Source organism: Streptomyces sp. CNT360 (assembly GCF_000424785.1).
Genome location: NZ_AUKO01000013.1, coordinates 286,784 through 307,791 on the forward strand (window position 1 = coordinate 286,784; position 21,008 = coordinate 307,791).

Sequence of the window (21,008 nt, forward strand, 5' to 3'; positions counted from 1 at the left end):
CCGGCCGCGGGCGCGGCCGGTCGTCGCAACCCTCAGCGTCTGCCCAGCAGTTCCACTTCCGCGAGGCGGGAGCCGGGATCGGCCGGGACCAGGCGGTAGCTCTTCCAGTGGCCCGCGTGGCGGAGGGCGAAGACGCGGGTCTGCTTGTTCCAGCGGAAGGTCTCGCCCGTGCGGCGGTCCACCGTGTGCCAGGTCTTGCCGTTGCGGGACCCTTGCAGCTTCCAGCCTGCGGGGGCCTTGTCGTGGTCGTCGGAGGTGAGCGTGTACGACGTGACGTGGGCGCCCTTCTCCACGGTCACCGGCGCGTCGGTGACCTCCCCCGCCGTCTCGGAGGTGTCGTCGCCCAGCGGCGAGTCACCGGGCCTGCTCACGTCCTCCTGGGGTGAGGGCGCCTTGTCGCCCTTGGTCAGGGAGGTCGGCGCCTGGCCCGGGCCGGCGCCCCACTTCGAGGGCTTCGGCCCCATGGCGAACTCCAGCGTGCCGCCCTTGGCCAGCAGCTTGTGGGGGAGAGCCGTGGAGCGCCACGTCTTGCCGTCGACCTTGAGGCCCTGGACGTAGATGTTCTTCGCGCTGTTCCTCGGCGCCTTGATCACCAGGTCGTTGCCGCCCTCCAGGTGCACGGTCGCCTTGGTGAACAGCGGGGAGCCGACGGCGTACTCGGGGGAGCCCATGACCAGCGGGTAGAAGCCCAGGGAGCTGAAGACGTACCAGGCGGACATCTCCCCGTTGTCCTCGTCGCCCGGGTAGCCCTGGCCGATCTCGCTGCCGACGTAGAGGCGGGAGAGGACCTCGCGGACCTTCTCCTGGGTCTTCCACGGCGCTCCGGCCGCGTCGTACAGGTAGGCGACGTGGTGCGCGGGCTGGTTGCTGTGCCCGTACATGCCCATCCGGACGTCGCGGGCCTCGGTCATCTCGTGGATGATGCCGCCGTAGCTGCCGGCGTACTTCTCCTCGCCCGTCTCGGGGGTGGAGAAGTAGGTGTCCAGCTTCTTGGCGAGACCGCTGCGGCCCCCGTACAGGTCGGCCAGGCCGCGGGTGTCCTGGGGCGCGGTGAACGCGAAGTTCCAGCCGTTGGTCTCGGTGTAGTCGTGGCCCCACACGCGCGGGTCGTACGCCTCGGGGGACAGCCGCCAGGTGCCGTCCGCGTTCCGGCCCTGGAAAAAGTCGATCTTCTTGTCGAAGAGGTGGACGTAGCCGCGGGCACGCTGGAAGAAGTAGTTCGACTCCTCCTTGTACCGCTTCTCACCGGTCTTCTTGTACAGCGCCTTGCCCATCTGGGCGATGCCGAAGTCGTTGAGGTAGCCCTCCAGCGCCCAGGACATGCCCTCCTTGGTGTCGGTGCTGGTGTAGCCGAGGAAGGGCGAGGTGCTCATGCCCTTGCGGCCCACGCCCGGGTCGGGCGGGGCGACGGTGGCGTTCTTCAGGGCTGCCTCGTAGGCGGCCTCGGCATCGAAGTCGACGCCCTTGAGGTACGCGTCGGCGAACGCCACGTCGGATGAGGTGCCGGTCATCAGGTCCGCGTAACCGGGGGAGGACCAGCGCGAGACCCAGCCGCCGTCCTTGTACTGCTGGACGAAGCCGTCGGCCATCTTCCCCGCCTGCTTCGGCGTGAAGAGGGAGTAGGCGGGCCAGGTGGTGCGGTAGGTGTCCCAGAAGCCGTTGTTGACGTACACCTCGCCGTCGACGATCTTCGAGCCCGTCTCGGTCGGACTGTCCGGCTTCTCGGCGGGGGAGAAGGGGCTGGCGTACCGCTTCTTCGTTCCCACCTTCTCGTGGCCGGCGTTGGGGTAGAGGTAGAGCCGGTAGAGGTTGGAGTACAAAGTGGTGAGCTGGTCGGGTGTGGCGCCCTCGACCTCGATGACGTCGAGAAGGTCGTCCCACTGCTGCTGTGCCCGGTGCTCGACCTGCTCGAAGGAGCGCGACCGCGGAATCTCGGCCCGCAGGTTGGCCTTCGCCTGGTCGACGCTGATCAGCGAGGTGGCGATCCGCATCGACACGGTACGGTCGGCGCCGGGGGAGAAGCGCAGGTAGCCCGCGGCGTCCTTGCTGCCGCCGCTGCTCAGCTTCCCGCCGCCGGTGACCGGGGCGTCGAACTCGGCGTAGACGAACATCCGTGTCGCGCCCGTGGACAGCCCGCTCTTGACGTCGGACCAGCCGGTGGCGATGCCCCGCTCGGTGTCGAGGGTGAGCCCGGCGTTGTCGTCGACGTTGTCGAAGACCAGGCCGGCGTTCTTCTTGGGGAAGGTGAAGCGCATCATCGCCGCGTGGTCGGTCGGGGTGACCTCCGCTCGCAGCTTGTTGGTGAAGGTGACACCGTAGTAGTGCGGCCGCGCCGTCTCGTCCGCGTGCCGGAAGGGCAGTGCGCGGGCCTTGCGGTCCGCGTCCGGGGTGCCCTTGGCCGTGGTCGGCATCACCTGGAACGTCTGCCGGTCACCCATCCACGGGCTGGGCTCGTGGCTGGCGCCGAACGCCTGGAGGCTCGGCAGGTTGTCCGCGTTGTTGCCCTGCGCGTACGAGTACAGCCAGTCCTTGGCTCCCGCGTCGGTCACCGGCGTCCAGAAGTTGAAGCCGTGCGGGACGGCGGTGGCGGGAAAGTTGTTGCCGCGTGAGAAGGAGCCGCTGGAGTTGGTGCCCCGGGTGGTGATCACGTGGTCGGAGAGGCTGCCGGTGTGGTGGCCCGTCGACCGGGCGCCCGTCGACGGTTTGTCGGGGGCCATCCGTACGTCGTCCAGCCAGCCCCCGAGCGCGCCGGAGCCGTTCGCCGCACTCCTGGCGGCTTCGCCGCTGTCGTAGCCGAGCAGCACCCGGTCGACGGTCCTGCCCTGGGCGACGGCGCCGATCCGGGCCTCGACGTTGTTCCACTGGTTGACGTACAGCGTCCTGGCGGCGCCCTGCGCGGCCGGGCTCAGCCGGTTGCCGTGGCTGTCGGTGGCGGGCAGCTCGCTGAGGTAGGTGCCGTCCGTGAAGGCGAGGTCGACGGCCACGTGCGTGGCGGCGTAACTGCGGTCGCCCTTCGGCATCTCCGGGAAGAGCCGGTAGGAGAGCACGGTGTCACGGGTGACGGTGAGGTCGACGTCGAAGATTTTGTTGACGGCGTAGTCGTGCCCGGAGCCGGTGCGGGTGCCGGAGAAGCGCAGGGCGTGGGTGCCGGTGAAGCCGGCACCCGTCTTGGCGGTGGGGGAGTCCTCGGGCCCGGTGCCGGTGCGGGTGGCGAGTCCGGGCTTGCCGTCGTGGGTGACACCGTGCGCGCGGGGGGAGCCGTCGGGGCCGGTTTCGACGGTGCTGTTCCAGTCCGGTGCCGGGGTGTCCGGCTCGAAGGAGGAGGCGAACCGGGCGGGCTGCCCCTCGGAGCCGGGGTCGGGCTGGGCGACGGCGGTGGCCTGGAGCCCGGTGGTGGCCAGGAGTGCGAGGACGAGGCCCGCGGCGGACCGGCGCGCCGCTGCGGCGGGTATCGCACGGAAGCCGGCGGGTCTGCGGCGGGCGGCCTTACGGAGTCGGAGCAGGGGGCTGTGGGGCACACGGACCTCTCAACAGGCCGACAACGTTGTCAGTTGTGATTTTCGACGACCAGTAATCTACGGGAAACCGCCCGTGTCAAGGGTGTTGGGGTGCACGAGGCGCCATGGAATTCGGCACAGGTCTCAACTCGGGAAAGATGGCGGACCGAGGCGTTCTCGATCTTGCTCAGATGGCGAAGAGTGGACTATACCTGTCCGCACCTTGAGCGGTACCCGCGCGCGGGCGGCCGTATCACTGGCGCACCATCGCACAACCCGCACCACCCAGCTTGCACTTCACCCGCGGTGTCGGGCCCTTCGCCGGTGGCGAGTTGACGGGAGACCGGTACACCGCCTGAGTCCTGGAGAAGGCGAGGACTTGAGCATGGGATCCACCAGCGTCAACCGTCGCGACGTGATGAAGCGGGCCACGGCGGCCGGACTTCTCACCGTGCCCGCCGTCGGTGCTCTGACGTCCTGCGCCACCGGTGGCGGCAACGACGAAGGGCCGGAAAAGGGGAAGAAGACCGCCGACAATCCGCTTGCCGTCAAGAAGGACGCCGGACTCCAGGTCTACGTCTTCAACGGCGGGTACGACGACAAGTACGCGCGCTATGTCAGCGACATGTACGAGAAGAAGTACCCGAAGGGGAAGGTCGACCAGAAGCGGACCGAGAAGATTGCCACCCAGACGCAGCCGCGGGTCGTGAAGGGCGACCCGCCGGATGTCATCAACAACTCCGGCGCGGACATCATGACGATGTCGAAACTCGTCAAGAACAAGCAGGTCGCCGACGTCACCGAGCTGCTGGACGCGCCGAGCTGGGACGACCCCGACGTCAAGGTGCGCGACACCCTGGTCAAGGGCGTGGAGGAGATCGGCCAGTTCGGCAGCAAGGCCGTCTACCAGTTGAACATCGCGCAGACCGTCTACGGCATCTGGTACTCGAACAAGATGCTGCGCGAAACGCTCGAAGTGGACTACCCGAAGACCTGGGACGACATGCTCGCCGTCTGCAGGACGGCGAAGAAGAAGGGCGTGCACGGCTGGACTTACCCCGGCGGCCACCCGCGCTACATGTTCTTCAGCATGTACCCCATGTTCGGTCAGGTAGGGGGCCGCAAGCAGCTCGACGCGTTCGACTATCTGGAGCCGAACGCCTGGAAGACGGACGCCGTCAAGGACGTGCTGGAGGCGTACGAGGAACTTCTGGCCAAGAAGTATGTCCTCACCGGCTTCGACGGCAACCAGGCCCACATCGAGGCACAGACCGCCTGGACGAAGGGCAAGGCGGTCTTCATACCGGACGGTTCGTGGGTGGAGAACGAGGCCAAGGACACGACGCCCAAGGACTTCGAGATGCGGGTCGGCGCGACCCCCTCGCTCGACAGGGGCGACCGCATGCCGTTCGGCACGCTCTACGCCCCGCCCGGTGAGCCGTACATCATTCCGGAAAAGGCCCGGAACCGGCAGGGCGGCCTGGAGTGGATGCGGATGATGTACAGCAAGAAAGCCGCGGTGAATCTCTTCCACGAGGTCTCCTCCATGCCCGTGGTCAAGGGCGCCATCGACGGTCTGGATCTCCCGCCGGGGGTGGAAAGCTCGCAAAAAGCGATCAAGGCGGCGGGCGACGACATCGTGATCGCCTTCTTCAAGGAGTGGTACGGCGACCTGTGGCGGACGGACTTCGACTCCGTCATCGGGAAGTTCATGAACGGGGAGTCCTCGGCGAAGGAGACCATGAACGCGATGCAGAAGGCCGCCGACCGCACGGCCAAGGACCCCGACGTCACAAAGATCAAGAAAGCCTGAACCGGCGCGGACGGCGTGGGGAATTCCGGGGAGAAGCGGAGCGGCGTGAAGAATCGGATACGGCCGGCCACGGGCGGGCCCACGAGCGGGAAAACGGTCCCCTGGCGGAAGCTCCCGCCGGGCGACAAGCTGGCTTTCGCCGTGGCGGTCGTACTGCCGCCCCGGTTCACCCCGGAACGGGTCCGCTACGACCGCAGATACCGCACGCTGGACAAATACCGTTTCATCATCGGGTTTCTGCTGCTGCCGCTGATCTTCTACGCGGTCTTCGTCATCTCGCCCTTCCTCCAGGCCATCTACTACTCCTTCACGGACTGGACGGGCGGCGCCACGGCGAACTTCGTCGGCGGCGACAACTACGTGAAGATGTGGAACGACCCGAAGTTCTGGGACTCGCTGCGCACGAGCCTGCTGCTGCTGGTGTGCGTTCCGCTGGTCACGCTGGCGCTCGGCATCTTCTTCGCCTACATGATCACCGCGGGCGGCCGGCACCGCAGGGGGGAAGCCGTCGCGGGCGTCATCGGCTCCTCCTTCTACAAGATCGTCTACTTCTTCCCGCAGGTGCTCTCCATCGCGCTGATCGCCGTCGTGTGGCAGCAGGTCTACAGCTCGCGCAGCGGCCTGCTGAACGGCGTGCTCGGCGCGGTGGGACTCGACGGGCTCGAACAGCGCTGGCTGGGCGGCGACTACGAACTCGCCCTGTTCTCCACCATGGTGGTGATCGCCTGGAGCTTCGTCGGCTTCTACGTCGTGCTCTTCTCCGCCGCCATGGGCGCCATCCCCAAGGACATCTACGAGGCGGCGCTGCTGGACGGCGCCGGGCGGGTGGCCACGTTCTTCCGGGTGACGCTGCCGCTGATCTTCGACACCGTGCGCACCGGCTGGATCTACATGGGCATCCAGGCGCTGGACGCCTTCGCGGTGGTGCTGATCATGGTGCCTTCGCACGCGCTGAAGGTCACCCCGGTCTACCTCTACGAGCAGTTCCGTGAGGGCCAGTTCGGCTACGCGACGTCCATCGGTGTGGTGCTCCTCGTCCTGAGCATGATCTTCACGCTCGCCGTGATGAGGGTCGGCCGCCGTGACCAGATCGAGTACTGAGATGCGGGATGCGATGAGTGCCGAACCGATGAGCACCGGCCCCACCGTGGCCGGCGAGCCCGCCGACACCGTACCGGCGGACGCGGACCGGCCCGCGGCCGGGCGGCCGGGCGGCCGGCGGACCAGGGGCGGTGAGAGCGGCGTACTGAACGTCTTCTCGCACGCCTTCCTGATCGGCTGGGTGCTCCTGGCGGCGGGTCCGCTGCTCTGGGTCCTGCTGACCTCCTTCCGGCCGACCGCCGACTTCCTCAACGACCCGATGGGCCTGCCGACCTCCCTGCACTGGCAGAACTTCGCCGACGCGTGGACCGAGGCGAAGATCGGCCGCTACGCGTTCAACTCGCTGATCATCCTGGTGGGGTCGTTGACCGGCACCATGCTGCTCGGTTCGATGGCCGCGTACGTGATCGCCCGGTTCACCTTCCCCGGCAACCGGTTCGTCTTCCTGCTGTTCGCCGGCGGCATGATGTTCCCGGTGATCCTCGCGCTGATCCCGCTGTTCACCATCATGGACAACCTGTCCCTGCTGGACACCCGACCGGGCCTGATCACCGCGTACATCGCCTACTCGCTGCCGTTCACCACCTTCTTCCTCACCTCCTTCTTCCGGACCCTGCCCACCGGGGTCCAGGAGGCGGCGATGATCGACGGGGCCTCGCACACCCGCACCTTCTTCCAGGTGATGCTGCCCATGGCGAAGCCGGGCCTGGTGAGCATCGGGATCTTCAACTTTCTCGGCCAGTGGAACCAGTACCTGCTGCCGCTGCTGCTCAACAACGACAACGAGGACAACTACGTGCTGCCCCAGGGACTGGCGGCGCTGACGGTCTCCCAGGGGTACGCGGGCAACTGGGGCGCCCTGTTCGCCGGGCTGACCATCGCCATGCTGCCGGTGCTCCTCGTCTACTCGGTCTTCCAGCGCCAGGTGCAGGCCGGGCTGACCGCGGGAGCCATCAAGTAGGCCGGACGAAGCAGCAGGTCGAACGGGCCGCCCCGGACGGTGATTTCAGCTTGGCCACGAAAGTGGCCTAGACCTGTCGAGGCGGAAACGGCCATGGATAGTCTGCGCCCTGACTGCGACGGGATCACCCGCCGGTCAGTCGGGGCTCCTCGCCCGAGCGTCGCGCGGGGGATCCGGGTGGCGCCCGGAGCGACAGCATCACCTGCGAGCAAGTCGACACCGATGTCGAAGGGTTGAGCAACATGAACTACAGAGCAGTGGCGGCCGGTGCCGCGGTGCTCGCCATGGCGCTGAGCGTCACCGCCTGCGGCGGTGACAGCGGGAGCTCCGGGGACAAGAACACCATCAAGCTGGTGGCGGCCGACTACGGCGACAAGAAGTCCAACGCGTCCAAGGTCTACTGGGACTCGGTCGTCAAGGACTTCGAGAAGAAGCACAAGGGCATCAAGGTCGACGTCCAGGTCATCAACTGGAACGACATCGACAAGCAGGTCAAGACGATGATCCAGTCCGGCAACGTGCCGGACCTGCTGCAGACCGGCGGCTACGCGGACAAGGTCGCCGACGACCTGCTCTACAAGGCCGACGAGGTCCTCTCGCCCAAGACGCAGAAGAACCTCATACCCTCCTTCGCCAAGGCCGGCGAGGTGAAGGGTACCCAGTACGGCATCCCGTGGGTCTCCTCGACCCGGGTCCTCTTCTACAACAAGGCCGTCTTCAAGAAGGCCGGCATCAAGAGCCCGCCCAAGACCTGGGACGAGCTGGCCGACGCCGCGCAGAAGATCAAGAAGACCAAGGCCGCCGACACCCCCTACGCGCTCCCGCTGGGGCCCGAGGAGGCGCAGGGCGAGTCGATGATCTGGGAGCTGGGCAACGGCGGCGGTTACACCGACGCCGGCGGCAAGTACACCCTCGACAGCAAGAAGAACGTCGAGACCTTCGACTGGCTGCGGGACAACCTCGTCAAGCCGGGGCTCACCTACTCCAACCCGGCCACCACCGACCGCAAGACGGCCTTCGCGGACTTCGCCGCGGGCAAGGCGGGGATGCTCAACGGCCACCCGAGCCTGGTCCAGATGGCCAAGGCCGGCAAGGTCGACTACGGCGTCACCACCATCCCCGGCAAGACCGGTCCGCTCAAGACCACGCTGGGCGTCGCCGACTGGATGATGGCCTTCAAGGACGGCGGCAAGCAGAAGCAGATCAAGACCTTCCTCGACTTCGTGTACTCGAAGCAGATGCTGAAGTTCGACGAGATGTACAACTTCATGCCGGTCACCCAGGACGCGCTCCAGACGATGCAGTCCAGCGGCAAGCACAAGGACCTTCAGCCCTTCTTCGACGAGCTCGACGGCGCGCGGTTCTACCCGCTGGGCGACCCGTCCTGGGACGTCGTCTCCGCGGAGATGAAGAAGACCGGCGGCCAGGCGGCCAAGGAGGACCCGAAGAAGGTCCTCGGGGATCTGCAGAAGAAGGCGGAGGCAGCGGCGGCGAAGAGCAAGTAGGCCGCGGCTCGCTCCCCCTCGCACCTGAGTACCGCTAGGAGATCCCGTGTCATTGAAGGCCCCGCCGTCCCCGGCCAGCAGGAGCCGGGGACGGGGCGGGCAGCCCGTCAGGCCGGCCCCCCGCTCGCGCGGCGGGCTGGCCCGGCTCGGCCCGCTTCCCTGGATAGCCCCGGTCGTCCTGCTCATCCTCGCCGTCGTCGTCTGGCCCGTCATCGAGCTGATCAGGACCTCCTTCCAGGAGATCAGCATCTCGGGGATGGTGCGGGGCTCGGCCGGGACGGACAAGTACAAGCAGCTCTTCGACGAGTCCGGCTTCGGACACGTCATCGCCATGACCGTCCTGTGGACGATCGTGGTCGTCGGCGTCACCATGCTGGTCTCGCTGGGACTGGCGCAGCTGTTCAACCAGCGCTTCCCCGGCCGCCGGATCACCCGCTGGGCCCTCATCGCGCCCTGGGCGGCCTCGGTGCTGATGACGGCCATCGGCTTCAAGTGGATGCTCAACCAGACCGCCGGCGTGCTGAACACGGTGATGCTGGACCTGGGCATCATCGACAAGTCAGAGGACTGGCTGGGCTCGCAGTCCACCGCCTGGCCCTGGATGATGTTCGTGGCCGTGTTCGTCTCGCTGCCCTTCACCACCTACACCCTGCTGGCCGGGCTCCAGACGATCCCGGGGGACGTCTACGAGGCGGCCCGCATCGACGGCGCTGGACCTTGGCAGACCTACCGGGGCATCACGCTTCCGCTGCTGCGGCCCGCCTTCCTCGTCGGTGTGGTCATCAACCTCATCAACGTCTTCAACTCGTTCCCGATCATCTGGGCGATGACGCAGGGCGGGCCGGGCAGCGACACCTCGACGACCACCGTGTTCATGTACAAGCTCAAGGAGACGGACATCGCCGAGTCCGCGGCGATGTCGGTGGTCAACTTCGCCATGGTCGTCGTGCTCGTGCTGCTCTTCCTCAAGGTCAGCCGGTGGAACGAGGAGGACTGATGGCGACCGCAACTCAGGCCGCGGGGCCCGGCCCCGTCAAGGAGGGCCCCGCCGGGCCCGTCAAGCGCACCGTGCGCCCGCCCAGGCGCACCTTCCGGCCGCGCACCCTGGTGATCGCCGCCGTCGCATGGCTGCTCGCGGCCGTCTTCCTGGCGCCGTACCTGGAAATGATCGTCACGGCGCTGCGGCCCGCCGACCAACTGCGCGACCGCACCTATCTGCCCGACAAGCTCGACTGGGCCAACTTCGTCGACGTGTGGCGGGAGTCGTCGCTCGGCAACAACCTGGAGATCACGCTCCTGGTGGCGGGCGGCTCCACGCTGCTGGTGCTGATCGTCTCGCTGCCGGCCGCGTACTACACGGCGCGGGTGAGATTCAGGGGCCGCAAGTGGTTCCTGCTGCTGGTGCTCGTCACCCAGATGTTCCAGCCGACCGCCCTGCTGGTGGGCCTCTACCGCGAGTTCTACCAGCTGGACATGCTCAACTCCGTCTGGACGCTGATCCTCACCAACGCCGCCTTCAACCTCGCCTTCGCCGTGTGGATCCTGACCGCCTACATCGGATCGATCCCTCAGGAGCTGGAGGAGGCGGCGATGGTGGACGGCACCAGCCGCTTCGGGGCGTTGACGAGGGTGACGCTGCCCCTGGCGCTGCCCGGCGTCGTCACGGCCGTGATCTTCACCTTCATCTCGGCATGGAACGAGTTCGTGATGGGGCTGACGCTCTCCACGGAGCCGGCCAAGCAGCCGCTGACGGTCGGCATCAACAACTTCATCGGCGCCTACACGGTGCAGTGGAACTACCTGTTCGCCGCCTCCGTCGTCGCCATCGTCCCGGTGGTCGTGCTGTTCGCCTTCATCGAGCGGCACGTGGTCTCCGGCCTGACGGCGGGCTCCGTGAAGTGAGCCCGGCCCGGTGACGTGAAGACGTGACCGCGCACCTACGGGAGGGGCCGTCCGCGGTCCCTCCCGCACGGGTCCCCGGCGAGCGCCGGGGACCCGGCGCTTTCTCCCGCTCAGCTCCGTATGATGAGTCACAAATGAGCGCCGGTTGTTGCCCGACGGGTTTGAAGGACTTGACGGGGAGGCCCACCGGGTCTGTTCTTGGAGTTCAGATGTTGGAGACAAGCGGGGAGTGAACAGTGGTGGAGACTCCGGGGTCGCAGTCCTCGCTGCACCGGGCGAACCTTGAGCGTGTCGTACGCGCCGTCCGGATGGCGGGCTCCCTCACCCAGGCGGAGATCGCCCGCACCACGGGGCTGTCCGCCGCGACCGTCTCCAACATCGTCCGTGAGCTGAAGGACGCCGGTACCGTCGAGGTCACGCCCACCTCCTCCGGCGGCCGGCGGGCCCGCGCCGTCTCGCTGAGTGCCGACGCCGGCATCGTCGTCGGCGTCGACTTCGGCCACTCCCACCTGCGGGTCGCCGTCGGCAACCTCGCCCACACGGTGCTGGCGGAGGAGGCCGAGCCCATCGACGTGGACGCCTCGGCCGGCCAGGGCCTCGACCGGGCCGAGCGACTGGTGCGCCGCCTGGTGGCCGAGAGCGGCATCGGGCCCGGCAAGGTCATCGGTATCGGCCTGGGCGTCCCCGGGCCCATCGACATGGAGACCGGGGTGCTCGGCTCCACCGCGATCCTGCCGGGCTGGGTCGGCACCAATCCGCGCGACGACCTGGCCGCCCGCCTGGACGTGCCCGTCTACGTCGACAACGACGCCAACCTCGGCGCCCTGGGCGAACAGGTCTGGGGCGCCGGACAGGGCGCCCGGGACCTGGCCTACATCAAGGTCGCCAGCGGCGTCGGCGCCGGACTCGTGATCAACGGGCAGATCTACCGCGGCCCGGGCGGCACGGCCGGCGAGATCGGGCACATCACGCTGGACGAGTCGGGCCCGGTCTGCCGCTGCGGCAACCGCGGCTGCCTGGAGACCTTCACCGCCGCCCGGTACGTGCTTCCGCTGCTGCACTCCAGCCACGGCACCGACCTGACCATGGCGCGGGTGGTGCGGCTGGCGGCCGACGGCGACCCCGGGTGCCGGCGCGTGCTGGCCGACATCGGCCGGCACATCGGCAGCGGGGTGGCCAGCCTCTGCAACCTCCTCAACCCCTCGCGGGTCGTCCTCGGCGGGGACCTGGCCGAGGCCGGGGACCTGGTACTGGATCCCGTGCGCGACTCGGTGGCGCGGTACGCCATCCCCAGCGCGGCGCGGCAGTTGAAGGTCCTGCCGGGTGAACTCGACAGCCGCGCCGAAGTGTTGGGTGCGCTCGCCCTGGTGCTCAACGAGATGGGTGACACCACCTTGGTGGACGCGGCGTCGGCAGCCTGAGCCCTGCGGGGAGTTGCCGCGGGCGACGCAGGGGCTCAGCGGCGTTGTGCAGCGGGGCTGTCGGGTTCTGTGAGCCCGCCGTGGCGGGGTGCGGGCAGGGTTTCCCGTGCCCCGGCGCGGCGCCCGTCCCAGCGCCCGCTGAGGGGCTTCTCGGGGCCTCTTGCGGGGTCCGTCCCGGTGTTCCCGTGGGTTTCCGATTTCAACGGATGGCATCGTTGTCATCTCGTTAAGGATTTGCTTATTGACCGTTGCGACGGCGGCGAGTTGACTTCCGGCTACCCCGGCCGCGACGCCGCGGCCCCGTCAGGGAGGTCACCCCATGCACGCTGCGCTGCGCGGCATCGTCTTCGGCACCGTCACTCTCTCGCTCGCCCTCACCACAGCCGCCTGCGGCAGTGCGGACCAGGCGGACGGCAAGGACAGCGGCAAGGACAAGAAGGGCCCGCTCACCATCGGGCTGCTGCTTCCCGAGAACCAGACGGCCCGTTACGAGCGGTTCGACAAGCCGCTGTTGGAGAAGAAGATCAAGCAACTGGCGGGCAAGGACACCCGGGTCCTGTACTCCAACGCCAAGCAGGACGCGAACCTTCAGCAGCAGCAGGCCGAGACCATGATCACCAAGAAGGTCGACGCGCTGATCGTGGACGCGGTGGACGCCAAGTCCGTCGCCGCCTCCGTCAAGAAGGCCGACAACGCCGACATCCCTGTCGTCGCCTACGACCGCCTCGCCGAGGGCCCCATCAAGGCCTACACCTCCGTGGACAACCCCCGGGTCGGCAAGATCCAGGCCACGTCGCTGCTCAAGGAGCTCGGCGACAAGGCCGACGACGGCAAGATCGTCATGATGAACGGCTCCGTCACCGACCCCAACGCCAAGATGTACCGGGAGGGCGCCCACTCTGTCCTCGACGGCAAGGTGAAGATCGGCAAGGAGTACGACACCAAGGAGTGGAAGCCGGAGAACGCCAACAGCAACATGGAGGGCGCCCTCTCCGCCCTCGGCAAGAAGAAGATCGTCGGCGTCTACTCGGCCAACGACGGCATGGCGGGCGGCATCATCACCGCCCTCAAGGGCGCCGGCTTCACCAAGGACGACATGCCCCCGGTGACCGGTCAGGACGCCGAACTCAACGGCGTGCAGCGCATCCTGGCGGGCGAGCAGTTCATGAGCGTCTACAAGCCGTACGTGCCCGAGACCTCCGCGGCTGCCGAGTTCGCCGTCGCCCTGGCCAAGGGCGAGAAGCTGGACGACATCGCCACCTCCACCACCAACAGCAACTCGGAGAAGGACGTCCCCACCAAGATCGTCACGCCGCTGCCGCTGACGAAGGACGACATCAAGAAGTACGTCGGCAAGCCCGGCTTCTTCACCGCCAAGGAGATCTGCACCGCCAAGTTCAGCAAGGCGTGCGACGAGGCGGGCATCAAGTAGGCCGCAAGGCACCATCGATCGGCCCGGGGCGGGCCCCGGCCGGCCCGCGGGAACATCGATCCGCCCGGGCAGGCGCACCGCCTGCCCGGGCGGGTTCCGGTAAGGAGTGATTCACGTGTCCGCTACGCCCGTGCTGGCGTTGCGCGGAGTCTCCAAGCGGTTCGGCGCCGTGCAGGCGCTCACGGACGTCGACCTGGAGGTCCACCCCGGCGAGGTCGTCGCGCTCGTCGGTGACAACGGTGCAGGAAAGTCCACCCTGGTCAAGGCCATCGCAGGCGTCAGCCCCGCGGACGAGGGCCGCGTGGAGTGGAACGGCGAGCCGGTCGGCATCGACAAGCCGCACGACGCGCAGGAGCTCGGCATCGCGACCGTCTACCAGGACCTGGCCCTGTGCGACAACCTCGACGTCGTCGGCAACCTCTACCTCGGCAACGAGCTCAAGTCCGGCGGCATCCTGAACGAGGTCGAGATGGAGCGCCGCTCCCGCGAGCTGCTCTCCACCCTCTCCATCCGCATCCCCAGCGTCCGCATCCCCGTCGCCTCCCTCTCCGGCGGCCAGCGGCAGACCGTCGCCATCGCCCGCTCGCTGCTGGGCGAGCCCCGCGTCGTCATCCTCGACGAGCCCACCGCCGCGCTCGGTGTCGAGCAGACCGCGCAGGTCCTCGACCTGGTGGAGCGGCTGCGGGAACGTGAACTGGGGGTGCTGCTCATCAGCCACAACATGGCCGACGTGCAGGCCGTCAGCGACCGGGTCGCCGTGCTGCGCCTCGGCCGCAACAACGGCACCTTCACGGTGAGCGAGACCTCCCAGGAGGAGATCGTCTCCGCGATCACCGGCGCCACCGACAACGTCGTCACCCGCCGCAAGGCCCGTACCGCCCAGCAGGCGCCCACCAAGGAGGTGCGCAAGTGACCACCGGCACCCCCACCGACGGCACGCCGGCCGACACGACCGGCTCCGCGACCGCCGTCACCAAGGAGGCGGAGGAGAACGGCACCGCGAGCGCGGCCCCCGTGGCCTCCGTCGACCCGCGGCTGCTGGTGCGCGAGCGCGGCTTCGCCGGGTACCTCGACGACCTGCTGCGCCGGCTGCGCACCGGTGAGCTCGGCTCGGTACCGGTGGTCGTCGGGCTGATCGTCATCGGCATCGTCTTCCAGCTCCAGGACTCGGCGTTCCTGAGCGCCGACAACCTCAGCAACCTGTTCGTGCAGAGCGCGGGGACCGGTCTGATCGCAGTCGGCATCGTCTTCGTGCTGCTGCTGGGCGAGATCGACCTGTCCGTCGGATCGGTCAGCGGCATGTCGGCCGCCGTGCTCGCCGTGCTGAACATCAACCACGGCATGAACGAGACCCTGGCGGTGGTGCTGGCGATCCTCGTCGGCATGGCGGCCGGCGCGATCCACGGCTTCTTCTTCGCCAAGATCGGCGTACCGGCCTTCGTCGTCACCCTTGCGGGTCTGCTCGGCTGGAACGGCCTGATGCTCCAGATCCTGGGGCCCAGCGGCACCATCAACCTGGACGACGACGGGCTGGTCGCGCAGCTGACCAACCACTACTTCGCCGACAAGTTCTGGGCGATGGGCCTGGCCACCGTCTGCGTGCTCGCCTTCCTGGGCTTCTCGCTGCTGGACGCGCGGCGGCGCAAGGCCGCCGACGTGCCCAGCCGTCCGCTCAGCGAGATCGTGCTGCGCACCGTCGTGGTGGCGATACCCGCGTACGCGGCCGCGCTGGTCTTCAACTCCTACAAGGGGCTGCCGCTGGCGGTCGTCATCTTCGTCGGCGTCGTCGTGCTCGGCGACTTCGTGCTGCGGCGCACCACCTACGGGCGGCAGGTCTTCGCGGTGGGCGGCAGCAGCGAGGCCGCCACGCGGGCGGGCATCAGCGTGCCCATGGTGCGCATCACCGTCTACTCCATCGCCGGGACGATGGCCGCCGTCGGCGGTCTGTTCTTCGCCTCCCAGATCAACGCGGCCAACCAGTCCTCCGGCGCGGGCAGCCTGCTGATGAACTGCATCGCCGCCGCCGTCATCGGCGGGACCAGCCTCTTCGGCGGCCGGGGCAAGACCTGGTCGGCGCTGCTGGGTGCGCTGGTCATCCAGTCCATCAACTCCGGCATGGCCCTGCTGGGCACCGGATCCGCCGTCCGCGACATGATCACCGGCGCGGTGCTGCTGGCGGCCGTCGTCATCGACTCGGTCTCCCGCCGCACCCAGAAGACCGCGGGACGCGCCTAGGAGCCTCGCGGGCCGGGTCACCGGCCCGGTCCGCGAGGTCCGACGAGGCGGTGCGGGCGGCCCGCGGCGACCGCGGTCCGCCCGTGCCGCTGCCCGCCCCGGCCGTGCTAGCTTCTGTATACAGCACGTATGCAAAGCGTCGGTGGGAGGACCGCGGTGGTGTCCGGAAGGCAGAAGGCGTACGCGTATCTGAAGGACACCGTGCTGACCGACCCCCGGATGCAGGGGGAGTTCCTCTCCGAGCAGGCGATCGCCGACAGCATCGGCGTCTCCCGGACCCCCATCCGCGAGGCCCTGCTGCTGCTCGCCGCCGAGGACCTGGTCAGCCTCGTCCCCAAGCGCGGCGCCTACATCGCCCCTCTTTCCGGCCGCGAGATCGCCGAGTTGATGGAGATGCGCGCCGTGCTGGAGCGGTACGCGGCGCAGCGGGCCGTCGAGCGGCGCGAGGCCCCGGTGGCCGAGATGAGGCGGATCCTGGACGAGCAGCGGACGCTGCGCGGCGAGGACGCCGCCCGCGAGTTCATCGCCGCCGACCACCGCCTGCACGCCGCACTCGTCGCCGCCGTCGGCAACGCGCTGATGGCCAAGCAGTACGACGCGCTGCGCAGCCGGCAGATCCGCGCGGGAGTCGTCGCGCTCTACCGCTCCTGCGGGCGCCAGGACGAGGTGCTCGCCGAACACCTGCGCATCATCGAGGCGCTGGAGGCCGGCCACGCGGAGCGGGCGTGCGCCGCCATCGACGAGCACATCGCCGCCACCCGCCGCATCCTGACCGACGGCTGACCGCGGCGGGCCGCCGTCGACCGGCGACGGCGGGCCGCCGGTCGAGGGCTGCTACAGCCGTCGGTTGTCGAGCACGGCGACGGACCGGCGTGCCTGCTCCACCGCGTCCACGTCGACGTCGTGGACGAGGAGCTGCGGCGCGACTCCGGCCTCCGCGCGGACCCGGCCGTCCGGGCCGACCAGCAGGCTGTGGCCGATGCCCGTGGGCGCCTTCGTCCGCTCCTCGACGTCCGCGTCCGGCCCCGGCGGCGCCTGGTCGACGGCCGCGAGCCACACCGTCGCGTCCAGCGCCCGTGCCCGCGCCAGCAGGGACCAGTGGTCGAGCTTCCCCGGGCCCGCACCCCAGGACGCCGGCAGCACGCTGAGCACGGCGCCCGCGTCGGCATGCGCCCGGAACAGCTCGGGGAAGCGCACGTCGTAGCAGGTGGCGAGGCCGGTGCGGACACCGGCGACGTCGAGGGTGACCACCTCGCGGCCGGGTGCGACGGTGTCCGACTCGCGGAAGCCGAAGGCGTCGTAGAGGTGGATCTTGTCGTAGGAGACCTCGCCGTCGGGGCCGGTGGCCAGCAGCGTGTTGGCGACCCGGCCGTCCGACGCGGGGGTGAACATGCCCGCCACGACGGTGAGCCCGTGCCGCCGGGCGAGTTCGCGCACCCCGTCGGCCCACGGCCCGTCGAGCGGCTCGGCGACCGGGCCCAGCGGCACTCCGAAGCGGGCCATCGTCGCCTCGGGGAAGACCGCGAGCTGCGCTCCCTCTGCGGCCGCCCGTCCGGCGAGCGCGTCGACGGTGGCGAGGTTGGCCTGCGGGTCGGCCCCCGCGGTGCACTGGCACAGGGCGATACGCAAGGTGGTCAACGGTTTCCCTCTCTCGTTGCGCCGGTCGGTCGCGGGCTCACCGGCCGGTCTCACGGGTGCTCGTCGGTCGTGCTCGTGGGGTCACCGGTCGGCACCGACGAGTCGCTCGCCGGACCTCTCCTCGACGAGACGGCGGTAGCTCTCGTCCTCCTCCTGGTCGGGGTCCCGGCCGGCCAGCACGCCGGCCACCGTCAGCACCGCGGTCACCAGGATGTAGCCGGCCAGCGGCAGCCACAGTCCGAACGAGCCGAGCAGCGCCGTGAAGACGAGCGGCGCCACCGCCCCGCCGATCACCCCGGCCAGCGTGTAGGCGAGGGAGGAGCCGGTGTAGCGCAACCGCGGCGTGAACTGCTCGGCGACGAAGGCGGCCTGCGGCCCGTACATCACGGAGTGGATCACCAGCGCGACGACCACGCCGAGCACCAGCAGCGCCCAGGAGCCGGTGTCCGCCAGGGGGAAGAAGACGAACGGCCAGATCCCGGCGGCCACGGCGGCACCCAGGTAGAGCCGCCGGCGGTTCCAGCGGTCGGAGAGCGCCCCGGCGAGCGGGATGAGGACGATCTGCAGAGCGGACCCGATCAGCACGGCGGCGAGCGCCTTGCTGCGCGCCATGTCCAGCTCCTCGGTGGCGTAGGTCAGCACGAAGACGGTGAACATCGCGTACAGCACATCGGGGGCGACCCGGGAGAGCACCGCGGCGACGAGCGGGCGTCGCTGGGTGGTGAAGACCTCGCGGATCGGTGCCTCGGGCCGGTCGCCGCCGGCCTCCATGCCCTTGAAGACCGGCGTCTCCTCCAGCTTGACGCGGACCCACAGGCCGAAGGTCACCAGGACCCCGGAGAGCAGGAAGGCGATGCGCCATCCGAAGGAGAGGAACTGGTCCTCGGTGAGCAGGGCGCCGAGCGCGGCGAGCGCCCCGTTGGCCATCAGATTGCCGGCCGGCGGGCCGACCTGGGCGGCCGAGGCCCAGAAGCCACGTTTTCCGGCGTCGCCGAACTCGCTGGTCAGCAGCACGGCGCCGCCCCACTCACCGCCGACGCCGACGCCCTGTGCGAACCGCAGCAGCACCAGCATGACCGGCGCGACCGGGCCCGCCACGGCGTGGGTGGGCAGGCAGCCGATGAGGAAGGTCGCCGCGCCGATCAGCACGAGCGTCGCCACCAGGACCTTCTTGCGCCCGATGACATCGCCGAGCCGTCCGAAGACGAAGCCGCCCACCGGCCGCGAGACGTAGCCCACCGCGTAGGTGGAGAAGGCGAGGAGGGTGCCGGTGAGCGGGTCCTCGGACGGGAAGAAGAGCTTGCCGAACACGAGGGCGGACGCTGCCGAGTAGACGGCGAAGTCGTACCACTCCAACGAGGTGCCGGTGAGGCTGGCGACGAAGGCGCGCACCAGTGTTCTGCGGTCCGGTTCGGCCGGTGCCGGCCGGGCGTCCGCGGGTGCCCGGTCTGGCTGGCTTGGCTCCACGGGTTGTCCCCTTACGGTCACGAACCTGCTGTCGTACCTCAGCATACTTGCTGTATACAGGTCGTATGCGCAAGAGGGGAGGCGGAATCCACCTCTCCGGAACCCGGCCTCATCTGGAGGAACCCATGCCGAGCCTGACGTTCACGCTGCCCGACGGAAGCAGCCGCACCGCCACCACGACCAGGCTCCTCAACGCCGGGTACGCCGGCCGCAGCCAGCAGGACGTCGCCGCCCACGTCGCCGAGCTCGCCGAGCTCGGCGTCCCCGCCCCCGCCGCGATCCCGGCGCTCTACCCCGTCGCGCCCTACCTCGCGCAGCAGACCCGCACTGTCCCCGCACAGCACGGCCGCACCTCCGGCGAGGCCGAGTGGGCCCTGGTCGTCGACGACACCGGGGAGCTGCTGCTGACAGCGGCCTGCGACCACACCGACCGTGCGCTGGAGGCCCACGGTGTGGCCTGGAGCAAGAACGCAGGGCCCGACGTCCTCGCCGACCGCGCCTGGCTCCTGGCCGACGTCGCCGACCGCGTCGACGACCTGCGCCTGACCGCCTGGGTGACGGCCGCGGACGGCACCGAGACGCTCATCCAGGACGGCACCGCAGGCGAGCTGCTCACGCCCGCCTACTGGTCCCACGTGCTGCGTGAGCGCGGCGAGCTGGAGCCCGGCACCGTCCTGATCTCCGGCACCATCCCCATGGTCCCGGACGTCGACCAGTTCGCCGCCGGATGGCGGGTCCGGCTCACCGACCCGGTGAACGGGCAGGAGATCGAGCTCGCCTACGACGTGGTGCCGATGCCTGAACCGATCGGCTGACCCGAGCAGGTGGCCCGCATCCGGGTGTGCGGGCCACCTGTCACGACCGTGAGCACTCCGCGGGGCTTCCGTGCGGGCAGCGCATCCGGTTGTCGAACAAACGTGCACTTCGTGCGGGTCGGCGGGCCCGGCGCACCGGTGTGAGATACGAGTCATCCGTGGGTGCCCGGGTGTGCGGGGCGACGACGGGGGAACGCCCGCACATGCCCGGGCCGGACCGCGCACCCGGCCAGGAACCGGCATTCGTGTGACCGATGCAGCACCGGCCGGTGAGTGCCGGCGCGGGCGGAACACTAGACTCGACTGATCGGCTCGGTCCGACAACGAAGGCTCGACAGCGTTCGTACACGCTCGAAGCAAGGAGGTACGGGTGGCGTTGCTGACCCGCATCACGGGACCACGCGATCTGGACCGGCTCACTCCTGAGCAGCTCGACGCACTCGCCGGGGAGATCCGCACCTTCCTGGTGGAGGCGGTCTCCAAGACCGGTGGGCACCTGGGCCCGAACCTCGGCGTGGTCGAGCTGACCCTCGCCCTGCACCGGGTCTTCGACTCCCCCAAGGACAAGGTCCTCTTCGACACCGGGCACCAGTCCTATGTGCACAAGCTGCTCACGGGGCGGCAGGACTTCTCCCGGCTCCGTGCCAAGGGGGGCCTGTCGGGCTACCCGTCGCGGGCCGAGTCGGCGCACGACGTCATCGAGAACAGTCACGCCTCCACCGTGCTGGGCTGGGCCGACGGGCTGGCCAAGGCCAACGAGGTGCAGGGCCGGGGCGACCATGTGGTGGCCGTCATCGGTGACGGTGCGCTGACCGGCGGTATGGCCTGGGAGGCGCTGAACAACATCGCCGCTGCCAAGGACCGGCCGCTGGTCGTCGTCGTCAACGACAACGAGCGCTCCTACTCGCCCACCATCGGCGGGCTGGCCGACCACCTGGCCACCCTGCGCACCACCGACGGCTACGAGCGCTTCCTCGCCCGGGGCAAGGACGTCCTCAACCGCACCCCGGTCGTCGGCAAGCCCCTCTACGAGACGCTGCACGGTGCCAAGAAGGGCCTCAAGGACTTCATCGCGCCGCAGGGCATGTTCGAGGACCTGGGCCTGAAGTACGTCGGTCCCATCGACGGGCACGACATCGCCGCCGTCGAGTCCGCCCTGCAGCGGGCCAAGCGGTTCGGCGGCCCGGTGCTGGTGCACTGCCTCACCGAGAAGGGCCGCGG

At 69.2% G+C, this 21,008-nt stretch carries 16 protein-coding genes; 13 read left to right on the plus strand and 3 right to left on the minus strand.

Annotated features, from left to right (window positions below; genetic code table 11):
* Nucleotides 1-32: 32 nt before the first annotated feature.
* Nucleotides 33-3,518: a GH92 family glycosyl hydrolase gene (locus H297_RS0115870; RefSeq protein WP_486589530.1), complete on the minus strand. Its 3,486-nt coding sequence runs from the start codon at nt 3,516-3,518 to the stop codon at nt 33-35.
* Nucleotides 3,519-3,882: 364 nt separating this feature from the next.
* Between H297_RS0115870 and ngcE the strand changes: the two genes are divergently transcribed.
* The 11 genes from ngcE to H297_RS0115925 all read left to right on the plus strand — a co-directional run bounded on the left by ngcE (nt 3,883) and on the right by H297_RS0115925 (nt 16,650).
* Nucleotides 3,883-5,310, plus strand: a complete 1,428-nt coding sequence (ngcE, locus tag H297_RS0115875) for an N-acetylglucosamine/diacetylchitobiose ABC transporter substrate-binding protein (RefSeq protein WP_027737861.1) — start codon at nt 3,883-3,885, stop codon at nt 5,308-5,310.
* 45 nt (nt 5,311-5,355) lie between these two features.
* Nucleotides 5,356-6,411: a carbohydrate ABC transporter permease gene (locus H297_RS0115880; protein ID WP_078514140.1), complete on the plus strand. Its 1,056-nt coding sequence runs from the start codon at nt 5,356-5,358 to the stop codon at nt 6,409-6,411.
* A gap of 13 nt (nt 6,412-6,424) precedes the next feature.
* Nucleotides 6,425-7,372 (plus strand): carbohydrate ABC transporter permease, encoded by a 948-nt coding sequence (locus tag H297_RS0115885; RefSeq protein WP_027737863.1) that lies wholly within the window; start codon nt 6,425-6,427, stop codon nt 7,370-7,372.
* A gap of 242 nt (nt 7,373-7,614) precedes the next feature.
* Entirely contained in the window at nt 7,615-8,877 is a 1,263-nt protein-coding gene (locus H297_RS0115890; protein ID WP_027737864.1) for an extracellular solute-binding protein, read from the plus strand.
* A gap of 52 nt (nt 8,878-8,929) precedes the next feature.
* Nucleotides 8,930-9,874, plus strand: a complete 945-nt coding sequence (locus H297_RS0115895; RefSeq protein WP_027737865.1) for a carbohydrate ABC transporter permease — start codon at nt 8,930-8,932, stop codon at nt 9,872-9,874.
* The gene (locus tag H297_RS0115900; RefSeq protein ID WP_027737866.1) at nt 9,874-10,779 is read left to right on the plus strand and encodes a carbohydrate ABC transporter permease; all 906 of its coding nucleotides are present in this window, start codon (nt 9,874-9,876) and stop codon (nt 10,777-10,779) included. Before H297_RS0115895 ends, H297_RS0115900 begins: the two co-directional genes overlap by 1 nt.
* A 239-nt stretch (nt 10,780-11,018) precedes the next feature.
* Complete coding sequence (locus H297_RS0115905; RefSeq protein WP_027737867.1) at nt 11,019-12,200, plus strand: ROK family transcriptional regulator; 1,182 nt, start codon at nt 11,019-11,021, stop codon at nt 12,198-12,200.
* Between the two features lie 319 nt (nt 12,201-12,519).
* Nucleotides 12,520-13,632, plus strand: a complete 1,113-nt coding sequence (locus tag H297_RS0115910) for a substrate-binding domain-containing protein (protein ID WP_027737868.1) — start codon at nt 12,520-12,522, stop codon at nt 13,630-13,632.
* 106 nt (nt 13,633-13,738) lie between these two features.
* Nucleotides 13,739-14,545 (plus strand): ATP-binding cassette domain-containing protein, encoded by an 807-nt coding sequence (locus H297_RS0115915; protein WP_078514142.1) that lies wholly within the window; start codon nt 13,739-13,741, stop codon nt 14,543-14,545.
* A complete protein-coding gene (locus tag H297_RS0115920) occupies nt 14,542-15,867 on the plus strand; it encodes an ABC transporter permease subunit (protein ID WP_027737870.1) in 1,326 nt (441 codons plus the stop codon). The genes H297_RS0115915 and H297_RS0115920 overlap by 4 nt, the downstream gene beginning before the upstream one ends.
* Before the next feature lie 156 nt (nt 15,868-16,023).
* Nucleotides 16,024-16,650 carry a GntR family transcriptional regulator gene (locus H297_RS0115925; protein ID WP_027737871.1) on the plus strand — a complete coding sequence of 209 codons (627 nt, stop codon included), beginning with the start codon at nt 16,024-16,026 and terminating at the stop codon, nt 16,648-16,650.
* 51 nt (nt 16,651-16,701) lie between these two features.
* Here H297_RS0115925 and H297_RS0115930 read toward each other — a convergent pair whose 3' ends face one another.
* Nucleotides 16,702-17,496 carry a carbon-nitrogen hydrolase family protein gene (locus tag H297_RS0115930; protein WP_027737872.1) on the minus strand — a complete coding sequence of 265 codons (795 nt, stop codon included), beginning with the start codon at nt 17,494-17,496 and terminating at the stop codon, nt 16,702-16,704.
* 90 nt (nt 17,497-17,586) lie between these two features.
* Nucleotides 17,587-18,897 carry an MFS transporter gene (locus tag H297_RS36620; protein WP_051351872.1) on the minus strand — a complete coding sequence of 437 codons (1,311 nt, stop codon included), beginning with the start codon at nt 18,895-18,897 and terminating at the stop codon, nt 17,587-17,589.
* 200 nt (nt 18,898-19,097) lie between these two features.
* Here H297_RS36620 and H297_RS0115940 point away from each other — a divergent pair, with 200 nt between their 5' ends.
* Nucleotides 19,098-19,787 carry a DUF2848 domain-containing protein gene (locus H297_RS0115940; protein WP_027737873.1) on the plus strand — a complete coding sequence of 230 codons (690 nt, stop codon included), beginning with the start codon at nt 19,098-19,100 and terminating at the stop codon, nt 19,785-19,787.
* Nucleotides 19,788-20,157: 370 nt separating this feature from the next.
* Nucleotides 20,158-21,008: 1-deoxy-D-xylulose-5-phosphate synthase N-terminal domain-containing protein (locus H297_RS36625; RefSeq protein ID WP_037794257.1), on the plus strand; the 851-nt coding region annotated here is incomplete at its 3' end.

Bases quoted from the DNA above. Each gene is read 5' to 3' on its own strand.
- ngcE (WP_027737861.1), top strand. From the start codon at position 3,883: ATGGGATCCACCAGCGTCAACCGTCGCGACGTGATGAAGCGGGCCACG.
- H297_RS0115885 (WP_027737863.1), top strand. From the start codon at position 6,425: ATGAGTGCCGAACCGATGAGCACCGGCCCCACCGTGGCCGGCGAGCCC.
- H297_RS0115890 (WP_027737864.1), top strand. From the start codon at position 7,615: ATGAACTACAGAGCAGTGGCGGCCGGTGCCGCGGTGCTCGCCATGGCG.
- H297_RS0115900 (WP_027737866.1), top strand. From the start codon at position 9,874: ATGGCGACCGCAACTCAGGCCGCGGGGCCCGGCCCCGTCAAGGAGGGC.
- H297_RS0115910 (WP_027737868.1), top strand. From the start codon at position 12,520: ATGCACGCTGCGCTGCGCGGCATCGTCTTCGGCACCGTCACTCTCTCG.
- H297_RS0115940 (WP_027737873.1), top strand. From the start codon at position 19,098: ATGCCGAGCCTGACGTTCACGCTGCCCGACGGAAGCAGCCGCACCGCC.